Annotated in this window: 15 protein-coding genes; 9 read left to right on the forward strand and 6 right to left on the reverse strand. The window is 72.4% G+C overall.

Annotated elements, in window-relative coordinates; translation table 11 throughout:
• Positions 1-1,147: 1,147 nt before the first annotated feature.
• Genes ACFU9E_RS25790 through ACFU9E_RS25800 form a run of 3 tightly spaced genes read right to left on the reverse strand, consistent with a single transcriptional unit; the run spans position 1,148 to position 1,961 of the window.
• On the reverse strand, positions 1,148-1,387 hold the full coding sequence (locus ACFU9E_RS25790) for a hypothetical protein (RefSeq protein ID WP_380715377.1): 240 nt from the start codon (positions 1,385-1,387) through the stop codon (positions 1,148-1,150).
• The gene (locus ACFU9E_RS25795) at positions 1,384-1,599 is read right to left on the reverse strand and encodes a hypothetical protein (RefSeq protein WP_380715379.1); all 216 of its coding nucleotides are present in this window, start codon (positions 1,597-1,599) and stop codon (positions 1,384-1,386) included. Before ACFU9E_RS25795 ends, ACFU9E_RS25790 begins: the two co-directional genes overlap by 4 nt.
• The gene (locus ACFU9E_RS25800) at positions 1,596-1,961 is read right to left on the reverse strand and encodes an ATP-binding protein (RefSeq protein ID WP_380690220.1); all 366 of its coding nucleotides are present in this window, start codon (positions 1,959-1,961) and stop codon (positions 1,596-1,598) included. The genes ACFU9E_RS25795 and ACFU9E_RS25800 overlap by 4 nt, the downstream gene beginning before the upstream one ends.
• Before the next feature lie 300 nt (positions 1,962-2,261).
• On the opposite strand from ACFU9E_RS25800, the gene ACFU9E_RS25805 reads away from it, so the two are divergent.
• The 4 genes from ACFU9E_RS25805 to ACFU9E_RS25820 all read left to right on the forward strand — a co-directional run bounded on the left by ACFU9E_RS25805 (position 2,262) and on the right by ACFU9E_RS25820 (position 4,158).
• Positions 2,262-3,125 carry a helix-turn-helix domain-containing protein gene (locus tag ACFU9E_RS25805; RefSeq protein ID WP_380690218.1) on the forward strand — a complete coding sequence of 288 codons (864 nt, stop codon included), beginning with the start codon at positions 2,262-2,264 and terminating at the stop codon, positions 3,123-3,125.
• Positions 3,118-3,309, forward strand: a complete 192-nt coding sequence (locus tag ACFU9E_RS25810) for a DUF397 domain-containing protein (protein ID WP_380690216.1) — start codon at positions 3,118-3,120, stop codon at positions 3,307-3,309. The genes ACFU9E_RS25805 and ACFU9E_RS25810 overlap by 8 nt, the downstream gene beginning before the upstream one ends.
• Before the next feature lie 146 nt (positions 3,310-3,455).
• Positions 3,456-3,647, forward strand: a complete 192-nt coding sequence (locus ACFU9E_RS25815) for a hypothetical protein (RefSeq protein ID WP_380688610.1) — start codon at positions 3,456-3,458, stop codon at positions 3,645-3,647.
• Complete coding sequence (locus ACFU9E_RS25820) at positions 3,631-4,158, forward strand: DUF6879 family protein (RefSeq protein ID WP_380688608.1); 528 nt, start codon at positions 3,631-3,633, stop codon at positions 4,156-4,158. The genes ACFU9E_RS25815 and ACFU9E_RS25820 overlap by 17 nt, the downstream gene beginning before the upstream one ends.
• A 93-nt stretch (positions 4,159-4,251) precedes the next feature.
• Here the strand turns inward: ACFU9E_RS25820 and ACFU9E_RS25825 are convergent, their stop codons facing one another.
• Positions 4,252-6,537: an FdhF/YdeP family oxidoreductase gene (locus tag ACFU9E_RS25825; protein WP_380688606.1), complete on the reverse strand. Its 2,286-nt coding sequence runs from the start codon at positions 6,535-6,537 to the stop codon at positions 4,252-4,254.
• A 134-nt stretch (positions 6,538-6,671) separates the two neighbouring features.
• Between ACFU9E_RS25825 and ACFU9E_RS25830 the strand changes: the two genes are divergently transcribed.
• The gene (locus tag ACFU9E_RS25830) at positions 6,672-8,402 is read left to right on the forward strand and encodes a protein kinase (protein ID WP_380715381.1); all 1,731 of its coding nucleotides are present in this window, start codon (positions 6,672-6,674) and stop codon (positions 8,400-8,402) included.
• A 29-nt stretch (positions 8,403-8,431) separates the two neighbouring features.
• Here the strand turns inward: ACFU9E_RS25830 and ACFU9E_RS25835 are convergent, their stop codons facing one another.
• On the reverse strand, positions 8,432-10,366 hold the full coding sequence (locus tag ACFU9E_RS25835; RefSeq protein ID WP_380684352.1) for an FAD/NAD(P)-binding protein: 1,935 nt from the start codon (positions 10,364-10,366) through the stop codon (positions 8,432-8,434).
• Positions 10,363-11,370, reverse strand: coding sequence for an amino acid ABC transporter permease (locus ACFU9E_RS25840; protein WP_380684353.1), 1,008 nt, complete (start codon positions 11,368-11,370; stop codon positions 10,363-10,365). The genes ACFU9E_RS25835 and ACFU9E_RS25840 overlap by 4 nt, the downstream gene beginning before the upstream one ends.
• A 648-nt stretch (positions 11,371-12,018) precedes the next feature.
• Between ACFU9E_RS25840 and ACFU9E_RS25845 the strand changes: the two genes are divergently transcribed.
• The 4 genes from ACFU9E_RS25845 to ACFU9E_RS25860 are packed head-to-tail and all read left to right on the forward strand — an operon-like array spanning position 12,019 to position 15,732.
• Positions 12,019-13,188, forward strand: coding sequence for an LLM class flavin-dependent oxidoreductase (locus ACFU9E_RS25845; RefSeq protein WP_355371254.1), 1,170 nt, complete (start codon positions 12,019-12,021; stop codon positions 13,186-13,188).
• Positions 13,185-13,679 (forward strand): GNAT family N-acetyltransferase, encoded by a 495-nt coding sequence (locus tag ACFU9E_RS25850; protein ID WP_380684354.1) that lies wholly within the window; start codon positions 13,185-13,187, stop codon positions 13,677-13,679. Before ACFU9E_RS25845 ends, ACFU9E_RS25850 begins: the two co-directional genes overlap by 4 nt.
• 48 nt (positions 13,680-13,727) lie before the next feature.
• Positions 13,728-14,675 (forward strand): ABC transporter substrate-binding protein, encoded by a 948-nt coding sequence (locus ACFU9E_RS25855; RefSeq protein ID WP_380684355.1) that lies wholly within the window; start codon positions 13,728-13,730, stop codon positions 14,673-14,675.
• Between the two features lie 34 nt (positions 14,676-14,709).
• A complete protein-coding gene (locus ACFU9E_RS25860; RefSeq protein WP_380684356.1) occupies positions 14,710-15,732 on the forward strand; it encodes an amino acid ABC transporter permease in 1,023 nt (340 codons plus the stop codon).
• The last annotated feature ends 38 nt before the right edge of the window (positions 15,733-15,770 follow it).

Below are 15,770 nucleotides of genomic sequence, written 5' to 3' on the forward strand. Positions count from 1 at the left end.
CCCTGGCGGTGCGCGGGTTTTTTTTTTAACCCCCCCCCCCCCCCGCGGGGCCCCGGGGTGGGGGGGGGGGGGGGGGGGGGGGGGCCGGGGGGGGGGCCCCCCCCCCCACGCCGCGCCTTCAACCTCCATCGCCACGCCATGCGCGAAGACCTCGGCGGCGATCGTTCGGCCCGAGCGATCGCCGCTGGCAGCAACCGTTCTCCACGAGGACGAGGTGGAGTGGGAAGTCGACGGGGCCGACTTCCCACTCCTGGCGCTCGCTCTGGCGGCTTCGGCTGCGCCTCGCCGCTGCATGTCTTGGCTGCGGAATGCTCGGTGTGGAGTGGGAAGTCGGCCATTCTGACTTCTCACTCCACCTGCAGAGTCCGTCCCTTGACCACCACACCTGCTCCGGCCGGTACTCGCTCAATCCGAGTGGGGACCGGCGGCCACACGTTGCGGCTGTCGTAGACGGATGGGTGCTTGGAGCAGGAAGTCGGCCCCTTCGACTTCCTGCTCCTGACGGCAGGGACCGCACAGCCAACCCGAGCATGGCATCGGGCGGCCCTTTGATCCGTGCAAGGGGTCGCTGGTGGAAGCGGAGTGGGAAGTCGATGGGGCCGACTTCCCACTCCGCGCCTTCAACCTCCACCTCCACCGCCATGCGCGAAGACCTCGGCGGCGATCGTTCGGCCCGAGCGATCGCCGCCGACAGCAAACCGTTCCCCACCAGAGCGAGGCGGAGTGGGAAGTCGATGAGGCCGACTTCCCACTCCGAGGGCTGCCATCTGGCTGCCTGAGGCCCGCCGACATCGACGGGTCCCCCCTGTTCCGGAGGCGTGGGGCGGGTCTGGTCTGTCACCTTTGCGCGCGCTGGGAAGTCGGTGGGACCGACTTCCTGTGCGTGGTGGTTGGGACAGCGCAGCCAAACTGAGCACGGTTTCCGCCGGCTCCTTGCTCCGTGCAAGGGGCCGGCGGCGGATGCGGAGTAGGAAGTCGGCGAGGCCGACTTCCTACTCCTGGCCCCGCACGGTGGGAGCTGCGCGAGATTGGCGGGCGGCCCCCTTGCTCCTCGCAAGGGGGCCGCCCGAAGGAGAAGCCGGGACTCCTTGGTCGAGGGGGTGGAGCGGGAAGTCGGTGGGGCCGACTTTCCACTCCGGAGGAGGCATCAGGGCGCGCGGCGGTGGTTGTCGGGGTTGGTTTCGGGGCTGAAGTGGCGGGCCTGGCGGGCGATCCAGGTGTATTCGGGGGTGCCGTCGGGGAGGGTGCGGAGTTCCCAGCGGCCGTGGCGGGTGATGGGCGGTGGGGGCGGGCCGACCTTGAGGGCGGTGATGACGCCGGTGATCACGGTGGTGAGGGCGAGGGCGAGGAGGGTGGTGAAGGCGGCGCCGATGAGGAAGTCGGTCACTTCGGGCTCGCTCGGCGGAGGAGTTCGAGGAGGTTGAGGAAGGTGGCGAGGGTGGTGTCGCCGAGGTGGACGGTGGTGCCGTCGACGGTGGCGGAGCTCCACCGGATGCCGAAGGGCTCGCCGCGCTCGTGGAGTTCGTGGAGGAGGGAGGCGATCTCGGGCTCGGTGTAGGTGCGGAGGTAGGGGTCGTGCGGGGTGAGGGGGAGGTTCACGCGGCGGCGTCCAGCTCGAACCAGGTGACCTTGCCGGTCTTGGTGGGGTGGGCGCCGAAGCGGTGGGTGAGGGCGCGGATGAGGTGGAGGCCGCGTCCGGAGGTCGCGTAGGGGTCGGTGGGCGTGGGGGGTTCGGGGAGGAGGGGGCAGTTGTCGCAGACCGCCACGCGCAAGGTGCTCGACAGGAGGGAGACCAGGACGCCGGGGGCGGGGGAGCGGCCGTGCTGCCAGGCGTTGACGAAGAGCTCCTGGAAGGCGAGTTCGGCGTCGGAGATGGTGTCCGGCGGCCAGCCGGCGGTGTGGAGGAGGGCACGGAGTTCGGCGCGGACGGTGGTGCAGTCGGGCGGGTTGAGGGCACGCATGAGAGAGACCTCCAGGGGAAGAGGCAAGAAGGGGAGGAAAGCGCCAACGGATGCGTCACCGTGAACGAGGCCAGCCCGGACCTGGCTGCTCTGCGGTGCGAAATGGGCAGCATGCGCCTACTGCCCCAGGAAACAGGCGTTACTGACGATCCGTCGGATCGTTGTGGCATTGACCATAGCGCAGCTCGCCACAAATTTGTGGCGAGCTGGCGGAAGTTCCCCCTTACGTGGCGCTCACCCCGAATGGCCCCGCATGGCGTCCGCGCGGCAGACTGATCCCACGCTCGCAGAGAGGACGTCATGGCCCTTCGATCGAATCCCACCCTCCGTCAGCGTCGACTGGGAGTTGAGCTGCGGAGAATGCGGGAGCAGGCGGGCTTCGGAGGTAGCCAGCTCGCCCGTGCGATCGGTGCCACCCCGGCTCAGATCACGCAGATGGAAGCGGGCCGGACCGGCATCAGTGTCGAGCGCCTGCGCACGATCGCCGCGACGTGCATGTGCGTCAATGAACCACTGATCGACGCTCTCGCGGAGATCATCACTGAGCGTGGCAGGCCCGGTTGGTGGGAGGAGTACCGAGACGCCTTGGCGACGGACTTTCTGGAGAACGCCGAACTCGAAGGCCACGCGAAGCGGCTCGTGACCTACACCGTGACCTTTGTTCCCGGGCTGCTTCAGACTGACGCCTATGCATCCGCTGTGTTCGGCAACTCCATCCCGCCATTGCCGCACCACGAGGTCGACCTGCGAACGGCCTTTCGCATGCGGCGACAGCAAGTGGTCCGTTCCGGCGCCGTCCCGTACACCGCATACATCCATGAGGCGGCCCTGAGGATGCGGTTCAGCGGAGCAAAGGTCTTCACCGACCAACTTGACGCACTCGTCGAGAGCTCCGAGAGGTCGGCAATCTCTGTTCGGGTTGTCCCGTTCGCCGTGGACGGCCTGCCAAGCCCCAGCGAGAACTTCACCTATGCCGAAGGGCCGATCCCTGAGCTGGACACCGTACAGATCGACACGGGTCTCGGCTGTCAGATGTTCGATGCCCCGGCCCACGTGGCAAAGTTCCGGGCCGTCCTCGTGCAGATGGAGTCGAACTCCCTCTCCGAGGGGGAGTCCCGCGACCTCATCCAGTCGATCAAGAAGGAAACCGGAAGGCATGCCTAGCCACACCTGGCAGAAGTCCAGCTACTCAGGCGCCAACAATGACTGCATCGAGGTTCGCACAGCAGGTGGGCTGATTGAAGTGCGTGAGTCCGAAGACCCTGGCGTCATAGTCCGCCCGCCGCTCGTTGCCTTCACTGGCCTTCTCGACTCCATAAAAGCCGGTGAGTTCGACTACTGGGAGTAGCTCTCGCGGCCCCTCGCTCGGTGCCGAGCGAGGGGCCGCCGCTTCGCAGTCAGGGTGGTTTCCAGTGTTGGAAACGTGAGGGCCTTGCCCACGTCCATCCCCTCTCGGGAGCATTGTCGTGACACCGAGCCACCGAGGAGGCGGCAGTGGAGCTGACGCGGCTTGTGGGTTCCTGCGACGACGGCGACTGCCCGACGCTGTACCTGACGGATCAGGGCACCCTCGCCGTTCAGGGCGGTCGCATCACCGAGCACGGTCTTCGGATCCCGGCCCACGAGACCCTGGTCGAAATTCCTGTCGAACTCATCCGAAAGGCCGTCCGTGACAACCTCATCTAGGACCCTGGGGGACTGGTTCGCAGCGTTCGAACGGACGGCATTCCGGCTGGAGACGCTGGACGACTACAGCCAGTCCGGTGGGGTGGACGCCTATCACGCGTTCCTCGCAGGGGAGGAGCAGCCGGAGGACTACCGGACCGCCGGCTGGGTCGGGACGGTGGCCGAGGCCACCCGTTCGGGGAAGCGCATGTACCGGGTTCACGTCCTCTCCCGCCCGCTCACCGACTACCTCCGGTTCGAACTCGCGTGGGGGTACCACCGCAACACGGCGGCCGGCGAGGAGTTCTTCATCCTGGACACCACCGACCAGCAGAACCCCGTCCCGCAGGCGCCGGATTTCTGGCTCTTCGACGACGAGACCGTGGCCGCGATGAACTACGACGGCAACGGCAAGTACCTCGGCGCCGACTTCCTCGCCCCCGCACGGCTCGACGAGTTCAGGGCGTACCGCGACACCGCGATGGCGCACTCGATTCCCTTCACGGAATGGTGGGCTCAGCACGGCGCGTGAACGGAGTGGTGATGGGCGACACCAAGCGCCCGGGCCGGCGGTGATGCCCCTGGAGTAGGAAGTCGGCGGAGGCGACTTCCTACTCCAGGGACATCAGGCATCGGCGCCGGTGTCGGGCTCGAAGCGGATGACGACGGCCTTGGAGGTGGGGGTGTTGCTGATGTCGGCGGTGGAGTCCAGCGGGACCAGGACGTTGGTCTCGGGGTAGTACGCCGCGGCGCCGCCCCGGGCGACCGGGTAGTAGACGACGCGGAAGTGGGGAGCCCGGCGCTCGACACCGTCCTTCCACTCGCTGACCAGGTCGACGTACTGGCCGTCGGAGAGCCCCAGCTCGATGGCGTCCGCCGGGTCGACCAGGACGACCCGGCGCCCGCCCTTGATGCCGCGGTAGCGGTCGTCCAGGCCGTAGATGGTGGTGTTGTACTGGTCGTGCGAGCGCAGCGTCTGCAACAGCAGGCGGCCCTCCGGGACCTCCGGCGCCGTCAGCGGGTTGACCGTGAAGTTGGCCTTCCCGTTCGCGGTGGGGAAGGTGCGGGAGTCGCGCGGGCCGTGCGGGAGGGTGAAGCCGCCGGGGCGGCGGACCTTGTCGTTGTAGTCCTCGAAGCCGGGGACGACCCGGGCGATCCGGTCGCGCAGGGTGTCGTAGTCGGCGGCGAAGTCCTCCCACGGCACGGTGTCCTGCGGGCCGAGGACGGCGCGGGCGAGCCGGCAGACGATGGCGGTCTCGGAGAGCAGGCCGGGGGCCGGCGGGCGCAGGCCGCCGCGCGAGGAGTGGACCTGGCCCATCGAGTCCTCGACGCTGACGAACTGGGCGCCGCCGGCGGTGACGTCCCGGTCGGTGCGGCCGAGGGTGGGGAGGATCAGGGTACGGGCGCCGGTGATCACGTGGGAGCGGTTGAGCTTGGTGGAGACGTGCACGGTGAGCCGGCAGCGGCGCATCGCGGCCTCGGTGACCTCGGTGTCCGGGGTGGCGGCGACGAAGTTGCCGCCCATCGCGAAGAAGACGCCTATCCGGCCGTCGCGCATCGCGCGGATGGTGTCGACGGAGTCCAGGCCGTGCTCGCGCGGCGGTTCGAAGGAGAACTCGCGGCCGAGGGCGTCCAGGAAGGCGGTGGTGGGGCGTTCGAAGATGCCCATCGTCCGGTCGCCCTGGACGTTGCTGTGTCCGCGCACCGGGCAGACGCCCGCGCCCGGGCGGCCCACGTTGCCGCGCAGCAGCAGGAAGTTGACGACCTCGCGGATGGTCGGCACGGCGTGCTTGTGCTGGGTGAGGCCCATCGCCCAGCAGACGATGACCTTCTCGGAGGCGAGGACGAGCCGGGCGAGCTCCTCGATGTGCGCCCAGGGCAGGCCGGTGGCGGCGAGCACCTCCTCGCGGGAGGTCGACGCGGCCTCGGCGGCGAACTCCTCGAAGCCGTGGCAGTGCTCCTCGACGAAGGCGTGGTCGACGGCGTCCTGCTCCAGCAGCAGCTGGTTGAGGGCGCGGAACAGGGCGAGGTCGCCGCCGAGCCGGATCTGCAGGAAGAGGTCGGTCAGCTTGGTGCCGTGGCCGACCAGGCCGCGCGCCTGCTGCGGGTTCTTGAAGCGCTCCAGCCCGGCCTCGGGCAGCGGGTTGACGCTGACGATGGTCGCGCCGGCGCGCTTGGCCCGCTCCAGGGCGGAGAGCATCCGGGGGTGGTTGGTGCCCGGGTTCTGGCCCGCCACGATGATCAGATCGGCCTGGTAGAGGTCCTTGAGGCTGACGCTGCCCTTGCCGACGCCAAGAGTCTCGGTGAGCGCGGAGCCGGAGGACTCGTGGCACATGTTGGAGCAGTCCGGCAGGTTGTTGGTGCCGAGCCGGCGGGCGAACAGCTGGTAGGCGAACGCGGCCTCGTTGCTGGTCCGGCCGGAGGTGTAGAACGCGGCGCCGTCCGGGGTGTCCAGGGCGCGCAGCTCCTCGGCGATCAGCGCGAAGGCGTCGTCCCAGGAGATCGGCGTGTAGTGGGTGGCGCCCTCGTCGAGGAACATCGGCCGGGTCAGCCGGCCCTGCTGGCCGAGCCAGTAGCCGGAGCGCTCGGCCAGCTCGGCGACCGGGTGGGCGGCGAAGAACTCGGCGCGGATCCGGCGCTCGGTGGCCTCCTCGGCGACGGCCTTGGCGCCGTTCTCGCAGAACTCGGCGGTGTGGGTCTTCCCGGGCTCCGGCCAGGCGCAGCCGGGGCAGTCGAAGCCGTCGGGCTGGTTGATCTTCCGCAGGGTGCTGAGGGTGCGACGGGCGCCCATCTGCTCGGTGGCCATCCGCAGGGTGTGGCCGACGGCGGGCAGCCCGGCGGCCGCGTGCTGGGGCGCCGACACCCGGGGGGCGTCCTGCGCCGGGTCGCTCTGCGGGGCCTGCTTGGCCATGACTGCGCTCCTCGGCTGTGCGTCGGGCCGCCGTCTCGTCACGGCGCCTGACTCATCCTCGCACCCGGCGGCCGGGGGCGGCAGGGGCGGGAAAGGGGGAGGGCGGCCGGGACGGCGGCGCGGATAGAGTGCAGGTGCTTCGACAGGTCCGGGGGTGGCGGGTGATGGTCGGCGACGTGCTCGACGGGCGGTACCAGCTGGTCGAGCGGCTGGGCCAGGGCGGGTTCGGCGTGGTGTGGCGGGCCTTCGACACCCGGATGCGGCGGCCGGTGGCGGTCAAGGTCATCAACCACCGCGGCGAGGACCAGCAGAAGGCCGCGCTGCGGTTCGTCCGGGAGGCCTGCGCGGCCGGGAACCTCTCCCACCCGCACATCGTCACCGTGCACGACCTCGGTGAGGGCGAGCTCGGCGGCCGGACGGTGACGTACCTGGTGATGGAACTGCTCATCGGCCGCACCCTGACCGCCGTGCTGCGGGACGGACCGGTGGACCCGGTGCGGAGCCTGCGCTGGGGGCGGCAGATCTGCTCCGCGCTGGCCGCCGCGCACGACGCGGGGATGGTGCACCGGGACATCAAGCCCGAGAACATCATGGTCACCGAGGCCGGGGCGGTGAAGGTGCTGGACTTCGGCATCGCGCAGCTGGACATCGGGACGGGCGGGCTGACCACCACCGGCACGGTCATCGGCAGTCCGGCGTACATGGCACCGGAGCGCTGGACCGGGGGCCGGGTGGACGGCCGGGCGGACCTCTACGCGTTCGGCTGCGTGCTGGTCGAACTCTGCACCGGGGCACGGCCGTTCAGCGGGGACTCGACGCCGGTGCTGATGTACCAGCACCTCAACGAGCCGCCTCCGGCGCTGGACCCGGCGCCGTTCGGGCTGCCGGCGGAACTGGCGGGGCTGGTCGCGGAGCTGCTGGCGAAGGACCCGGAGGGGCGACCGACGGACGCCCGCACGGTGGAGCGGCGGCTGGCGGAGCTGGCGGATCTGGAGGAGCGGCGGACGGCGGGGCGAGGAGGGGCGGCGGGCCGGGCGGAGGACCGCGTGGAGGACCGGGCGGCGGGCCGGGCGGAGGACGTCCGGGCCGCGCTGCGCGAGCGCCGCAACGCCGCCTTCCGGGCGCCGACGGCCGGCGAGTCCGCCGTCCAGCTCCAGGCGGTGGCCCAGGAGGCCGTGGCCGCGCTCGGCGCCGCCGACCGCGAGACCCTCGTCGCCTGGCGCGACTTCACCTGGTTCCTCAGCCGGGCCGGCGACCTCGACGGCGCGATCCGGTTGCTCTCCACGGTGACCGAGGACATGCGGCTCGCCCTCGGCCAGGGCGACCCGGACACCCTCGCCGCCCGGTACCACCTGGTGTGGTGCATCGGCGAGAGCGGCGAGACGGTCACCGCGCTGCGTCGGCTCGCCCAGCTGCTGCCGGACCTGCAGGCCGCCTGGGGCGGCCACGACCCGCGGGTGCTCAAGGCGCGGCACGACCTGGCGGTGTACACGGCCAACCGGGGCGACCTCGACGGCGCGGTGCTCCAGCTGCGCACCCTGCTGCCGGAGCTCGCCCGCGCGCTCGGGGAGCAGCACCCGGCCACCGTCCAGGCCTGGCAGGACCTCGCCGGCTACCAGCGGCGGCTGGCGGCGGCCCCGGCCGGGCGGGCGCGGCCGGGGCGGCAGCCGCGGATGCACCCGGGTGAGGCGCTGCTGCTCGTCCGCCGCCTGCTGGCCTGGGACTTCGCCTCGGACCAGGAGGCCGACGCCTGCCTGACCGCGCTGGAGCGCGGCACCGGGATCAAGCGGGTCGGCGACTGGGTGCTCTCCGCGCCGGACCACGTCACGGCCGAGGACCTGGTGGCGGAGATCTACGGCCCGTGACGCGGTGGGGCGCGTCAAACCCCGGCGCCCTACACCGGCACCGCCGAGTCTGCCCGGGCGAGCGCGCGCAGCAGGGCCCGGACCGCCGCGTCGTTCTGCCGGAAGCCGGGCGAGTCGGTGCGCGGGCGGGCGAAGGCCGCGGCCGCGCGCAGGCTGGTGTGCGGGCCGAGCGCGGTGCGGCGCGGGTGCGCGCCGCCGTCGACGGCGGGGTCGAGGGCCGGGTCGAGGACGCGGCTGTCCCCGGGGCGGATGGTGAGCAGGCCGGAGCGGTGGCTGTACTCGGGGTCGGCGACGACCTCCTCGGTGATCCGCCCGGTGCGGTGCAGGTCGCGCAGCAGCGCGTCGCGGGTGCGGGCCAGCGCGTGCTTGGGCAGGTACGCCTCGACCAGCGCGGTGGCGGTGACGGTGTGGCCGGGCACGGTGGCGCCGGAGGCCCGCCAGGTGCCGGTGGCCTCGTCCCGCTCGACCCGGACGCCGGCGCCGAGGAAGCGGACCACCCCGGCCTCGGAGAGCGCGAGCAGCTGGCGCAGCCGGAAGCCGGGCGGGCCGGAGGCCAGGTAGCTGAAGTAGCCGAAGAACCACTCGTCGATCTCCTCGGCCACCGAGCGGGCGGTGAGCCGGCCGGAGCCGAGCAGCCGGGGCAGCTGGCCGAAGAGCGAGAGCAGGGCGAGGAAGGCGCCGAGGTCGGCGCTGTGGGCGGGGTCGGCGCGGCGGTCGGCGTCCTCGGTGATGTAGCGGCGCAGGTACCGCTGGAGTTCCTCGGCGGAGCCGAGTTCGAGGCCGGCGAGCGGGAAGTCCAGGCGTTCGAGGTCGAGCCGGTCGGCCGGGTCGGGGACGGCCCGTTCGACCAGGGCGCGCAGCCCGGGGGACGCCCAGGGGTGGGCGTCGTAGCCGGCCAGGAACTCGGCCCAGGGCAGGGCGGTGCGCTCCGGGTGGGCGTGGAACAGTTCGTGGTAGTGGCCGAAGCCGATGTCCTTGGCCATCAACGGCCAGGCGTCGCGCCGCAGTTCGAGTGGGCCGGGCCGGTCCAGCAGGGCGTCGACGGCGGCGGCGTCGAAGTAGCGGGGGAGCGGTGCGGGCGGTCCCTGCAGGCGGTAGTCGGTCTTGGAGTGGTAGGGGACGCCGCGCCGGGAGCCGACGTGCAGGACGGGTTCGCGGCCGGAGGGGCGGTAGACCAGGCCGTCGGCGCCGTCCGGCTCGAAGCGGCCGCCGCGGCCCTCGGTGAGCAGGGAGACGAGGTCGACGAACGCGAGACCGAAGCCGCGCAGCACGGTGTGCTCGCCGGGGGCGATCCGGTCGAGGTCGCCGGCCGCGTCGGCGGAGTAGGCGGGCGGCAGGTGGAAGCGGCCGTGCCGGGTGGCGAAGGCGGTGTCGGCGGCGTAGCGGGGGTCGGGGGCGGAGTCGAGGTGGCCGAGGGTGAGTACGACGTGGTCGGCGGTGAGCACCCGGTCGGTGAGGTGGACGTGCTGCGGCCCGTCGGCCGGGCCCTCGACGCGGTGCGCGGTGTCCCGGTGCACGGTGACCGTGACGTGCGGCGGCAGGTCGGCGACGGCGCGCCGGAACACCCAGTCCAGGTAGGCGCTCTGGGCCCGGCGGGTGGGGAAGTCGGTGGGCGCGAGGGTGCGCAGCTCGGCCCGGACGGCCGGGTCGGTGATCTCCCGGTGGGGGGCGAAGGCCCGGGGGTCGGCGGCCCACTCGGCGAGCGAGGGGCCGGGGCGGACCGGGCCGTCGATGGTGGAGCGCTCGTCGGTGAACATCGTGACGTCCTCGGCCATCGAGTTCATCCGCAGCAGGGGGGACTGCTCGTGGCGCCAGATCCGGCCTCCGCCGGGCGGGTGCGGGTCGACCAGGTGGATGTGCAACGGGCGGTCGGCGGGCAGCAGTTCGGGCGCGTTGGCGGCGAGCCGCTCCAGGACGCCGGTGCCGCGCGGCCCGGCGCCGACGATGACCAGGACGGCGCTCATCGGCCGGCCTCCCCGGGCAGGTCGGCCGAGGCGGCGGCGCGCAGCCGGCGGTACCCGGCGCGGGCCTTCTGCAGCGGCGTGGGCGGCAGCCCCTCGCGGGTGGCGCCCTTCGCGTAGTGCCGTTCGACGTAGTACTGGCCGATCGACAGTACCGTGGTGATCACGATGTACCAGATGGTGGCGACCATCAGCATCGGGATGACCTGGTAGGACTGCAGATAGACCAGCTGCACCGAGTAGAGCAGGTCCGAGACGGCCAGCACGCTGATGATGCTGGTCCCCTTGAGCGCGCTGATCAGCATGTTGCCCGCGGTGGGCACGATCGAGCGCATCGCCTGCGGCACGACGATCCGGCGCAGCACCCGCCACCGGCCGATGCCGAGCGCGGAGGCGGCCTCCAGCTGGCCCCGGTCGACGGCGAGGATGCCGCCGCGCACCACCTCGGCGGCGTACGCGGCCTCCAGCAGGGTCAGGCCGACGACGGCGGTGAGGGTCGGGCCGAACAGGTTGACGGTGCGGACGGTGAGGAACTCCGGGCCGAACGGGATGCCGAGGCCGAGCGTCGGGTAGAGGGCGCCGATGTTGAAGAAGAGCAGCAGCTGCACCAGGGCCGGGGTGGAGCGGAAGATCCAGATGTAGACCCAGCTCAGCGTGCGCAGCACCGGGTTGCCGGACAGCCGCATGGTGGCGAGGACGGTGCCGAGCAGGAAGCCGAGGCCGAGGGTGACGGCGGTCAGCCAGAGGGTCAGGGTGAGGCCGTTCATGACCGAGGCGGCGGTGAACCAGTCGGCCACCACGTCCCACTGGAACGCGCGGTTGCGGGCGAGTGAGTTGACGACCATCGCGAAGAGCAGCAGGGCGACGGCGGCGGCGACCCACTGGCCGGGGCGGCGGCGGGGGACGATCCGGGCGGTGGCGGCCGCGGCGTCGAGGACGGTCGCGGGCGGCGGGGTGGTGGGCTCGGTGAGGGCGCGGGCGGGCAGGACGTCCGACGGGGTGGCCATGTTCAGGCTCCAGGCGGGAGGGCGGAGACGCGCGCGGGCGCGCGGGCGGGGTACGGCGTGGTCACGTACGGCCGTTGCGGCCGGCCCGCGTCCCTCAACACGGCCGGCGATGCGTTGCACTCCGCTTGGATCGTACGCGTGAGCGAGAGGCGGGTGTCAAGGGTGGGGACCCCGCCTCCGAGCGGGGCCGGGGAGGCTTCGCGGGGCGACAGGAGATCGCAACAGAGCGGTAATGGTGGACGGTTGACGCCGTGCGCGGTTCGCTGCTCAACTTGAGGCCATGTACGCCGAGCAGCCACTGGTCACCCGCGACCACATCGACTTCGGTCGGGTGTGGTCCGCGGCGTGTCGCGGCTGACCCGGCAGCGGGCCGTTCGTCCGGCCTGTTCCTCCCTCGCAGGGACCTCCCTCGGTGCCCCGTCCCGGGCCGGGAGAGCCGTCGTCTCCTGACGGTTCGTCAATCGCGCGCTGCCGCCGCCCCCTTCTCCTCCTCACCGCGTTGCGCTCCGGCTGTACCCCGTTCCGCGCCCGGGCCGTCACGTGCCCGCCGCCTCCACCGCACCACGGCCCGCCAAGCCGCCGGGCCCCGATCCGGTCTGCCCACCCGCAGCCCACCGGACTGCGCACGACCCGAAAGGTTCCGCCACCATGCCCGTCGAATTCCTCGGCATCGCCGCCACCGCCGACGGTACCGAGACCACCGCTCGCACCACGGCCGCGTTCGACCGCGACTACACCCTGCGGCTGGCCCGCGCCCACGAGGACAACGGCTGGGACCGGGTGCTGTTCGCCTACGGCTCCGGCGCCCCCGACCCGGCCCCCGCCGCCGCGTTCCTCGCCTCCCGCCTCGACACGCTGCAGATCCTGCTCGCCCACCGCCCGAACGTCTCGTACCCGACCTTCGCCGCCAAGACCTTCGCCACCCTGGACCACATCAGCGAGGGCCGGCTCACCGTCCACTTCATCACCGGCGGCAACGACCACGAGCAGCAGCGCGAGGGCGACTTCCTCACCAAGGACGAGCGGTACGAGCGGACCCGGGAGTACATCGGGATCGTCAAGAAGGCCTGGACCAGCCGCGAGCCCTTCGACCACGAGGGCGTCCACTACCGCTTCAAGGACTTCGTCGCCGACGTCTTCCCGGTGCAGCAGCCGCGGCCGGGCGTCTCCTTCGGCGGCTCCTCGGCGGCGGCGTACGCGGCCGGCGGCGCCGAGGCGGACGTCTACGGCCTGTGGGGCGAGCCGCTGGCGCGCACCGCCGAGCAGATCGAGCGGGTGAAGGAGGCGGCGCGGGCCGCCGGGCGCGAGGACGCGCCGCGGATCCAGGTGGCGTTCCGGCCGATCATCGCCCCGACCGAGGAACTGGCCTGGGAGAAGGCGCACCGGACGGTGGACGCGATCCGGGCCCGCCGGGAGGGCGGCGAGCTGATCCGCCGGGGACGCCCGGCCGGGGAGGCCCCCGAGAACGCCGGCTCGCAGCGGCTGCTGGAGATCGCCGAGGCGGGCGAGCGCTACGACCGCGCGCTGTGGACGCCGACCGCCGCGGCCACCGGCGGCGCGGGCAACTCCAACGCCCTGGTCGGCACCCCGGAGACGGTCGCCCAGGCGCTGCTCGACTACTACGACCTGGGCGTGGACATCCTCTCCGCCCGCGGCTACCACCTGGTGGACGACGCGATCGACTTCGGCCGGTACGTGATCCCGATCGTGCGCGAGGAGGTCGCCAAGCGGGACGCGGCCAAGGCGGCCGCCGCCGAGGCCGACCGCGCCGAGCAGAGCGAGCGCGACCGGCACCAGCTGATCGCGGCCCAGGCGTGACGGCCCTGCCCGGCGGCCCGGCCCTCGACGTCGAGGTGCGCCGGGTGCGCATCGACGACCCGCTCGCCGAGCCGCTGGTGCGCGAGCTGACCGAGGAGTACGTCCGCCGCTACGGCCCCGGGGCGTACGAGGAGATGACCCGCTACCCGGTGGAGGAGTGGGCCGAGCCGCACGGCGTCCTGCTGCTCCTGCTGGAGGGCGGCGAGCCGGTGGCCGGCGGCGCGTACCGGCGCTACGACCCGCGCACGGCCGAGCTGAAGCGGATGTGGACGCACTCGGCGCACCGCCGCCGGGGCCTGGCCACCCGGGTGCTGGCCGAGCTGGAGCGGGCCGCCGCCGCGGCCGGCTACCGGCGGATCTACCTCACCACCGGCCCGCTCCAGCCCGAGGCCCGGGGGCTCTACCTGGCCAACGGCTACACCCCGCTGTTCGACGTCGCCGCCGACCCTCTGACGATCGGCCCGCTGCCGTTCGAGAAGCACCTGCGCTGACCCGGCGCACCCCGCACATCCCGCACACCCCGAAAGGCACCCGTACCCGTGAGAACCACCACCGTCCGCCGCCGCCTGCTCGCGACCGCCGCCGTGCTCCCGGTCCTGGCGCTGGCCGCGTGCGGCTCGGACCCGAAGCCGGCGGCGGCGGGTGCCGGGCAGCCGGCCGTCTCCGCCGCCGCGGAGGACGTCGTCTCCGGCCTGAAGAAGTCGGACACCGCCGCCGCGCTGCTGCCCGCCGACATCCGGGCCGCCGGAACGGTGAAGTTCGGCAGCTCGATCGGCGCCCCGCCGTCCTCCTTCTACGCCGACCAGGCGAGCAAGAAGGCCGCCGGCCTGGACGTCGACTTCGCCGACGCGGTGGCCAAGCTGCTCGGTCTGAGCGTGCAGCGCGAGGACGCGGCGTTCGAGACCATCCTGCCCGCGCTCGGCAGCGGCAAGTACGACGTCGGCACCGGCAACTTCGGCGTCACCACGGCCCGGCTGAAGACGATCGACTTCGTCACCTACATCGACGACGGCCAGGGCTTCGCGGTCAAGAAGGACAACACCTCGATCCAGCCGGTCACCGACCTCGTCCAGCTCTGCGGGCTGACCGTCGGCACCAGCGCCGGCACCACCTTCGAGACCACGCTCAACGCGAAGAAGAGCGTCTGCACGGACGCCGGCAAGCAGCCCTACGAGGTCAAGGCGTTCAGCGACAACGGCGCCCTCCTGACCAGCCTCCAGCAGGGCCGGGTGGACATCGAGATGTCCACCATCAACGGCCTGCGCTACCAGGCCTCCCAGGAGGCCTCGGGCACCCGGTTCCTCGGCGAGTTCCACCGCCTCGACGTCGGCTTCGCGTTCAAGAAGGGCTCCCCGCTCACCGCCGCGTTCCAGGCGGCCGTCAACGAGCTGATCAAGGACGGGACGTACGAGCGGATCCTCAAGAAGTGGGGGGTGACGGACTCGGCCGTCAAGGAATCGCTGATCAGCCCGCCCGAGCACGCGTGACCCCCTGTCCAGGGCCCGTTGGGAGGAGTCCCCCATGAGTACCACCACCACCGAAGCGCTCGCGAAACCCGGCGGCAGACCCGGAGCCGGCAAGGCCGCCGGCGCCGGCACGACCGCCCCGCTCGACCTCGCCGAGCTGACCGGGCTGACCACCGTCCGCGCCCGGCACCCCTGGCGCTGGGCGGCCGGCGTCGCCACCCTCGTCGTGCTGGCCCAGTTCGCCCACGGCCTGGCCACCAACCCCGCCTGGGACTGGGCGACCTTCCGGCTGTTCTTCTCCGCCGACACCATCCTGCAGGCGGTCGGCCGGACCGTGGAGCTCACCGCCTACGGCACCGTGCTGGGCTTCCTGCTGGGCGCCGTCGTCGCCGCGATGCGGCTCTCCCGCAGCGTGGTCCTGCAGTCCGTCGCCTGGGCCTACGTCTGGGTGTTCCGCTCGATCCCGCTGATCGTCCAGCTGGTCTTCTGGTTCAACCTCTCCTACCTCTACAAGCGGTTCGGCTTCGGCATCCCGTTCGGCCCGACCTTCGGGGACTTCGAGACGGTCGGCGTGCTGGGCGCGCTCGGCGCGGCGGTGCTCGGCCTCGGGCTGCACCAGGCCGCGTTCGCCGCCGAGATCATCCGCGGCGGCGTGATCGCCGTCGACCCCGGCCAGCGCGAGGCCGCCGCCGCGCTCGGCGTGCCGCGGCTGCGGCAGGCCTGGCGGATCGTCCTGCCGCAGGCCATGCGCGGCATCCTGCCGGCCGCCGCGAACGAGGTGATCTCGCTGTTCAAGGGCACCTCGGTGGTCTACGTGATGGCCATCGGCGAGCTCTTCTACCAGGTGCAGGTGGTGTACGGCCGCACCGGCCGGGTGGTGCCGATGCTGATGGTCGCCACCGTCTGGTACGTGCTGCTCACCACCGTGCTGTCGATCGGCCAGTACTACGTCGAGCGCTACTTCGCCCGTGGCGCCGACCGCACCCCGCCGCCCACCCCGCTCCAGCGGGCCCGGGCGTTCGTCCGGGGCCTGCGCGCCCGCACCGCCACCGCCCCCGCCACCGGAGGACGCTCGTGACCACCGTCGCCAAGGACCCCGCCGCCGAAGAGGCCGAG

The sequence above is a fragment of the Kitasatospora sp. NPDC057595 genome (assembly GCF_042800875.1).
Classification (GTDB): Bacteria; Actinomycetota; Actinomycetes; order Streptomycetales; family Streptomycetaceae; genus Kitasatospora.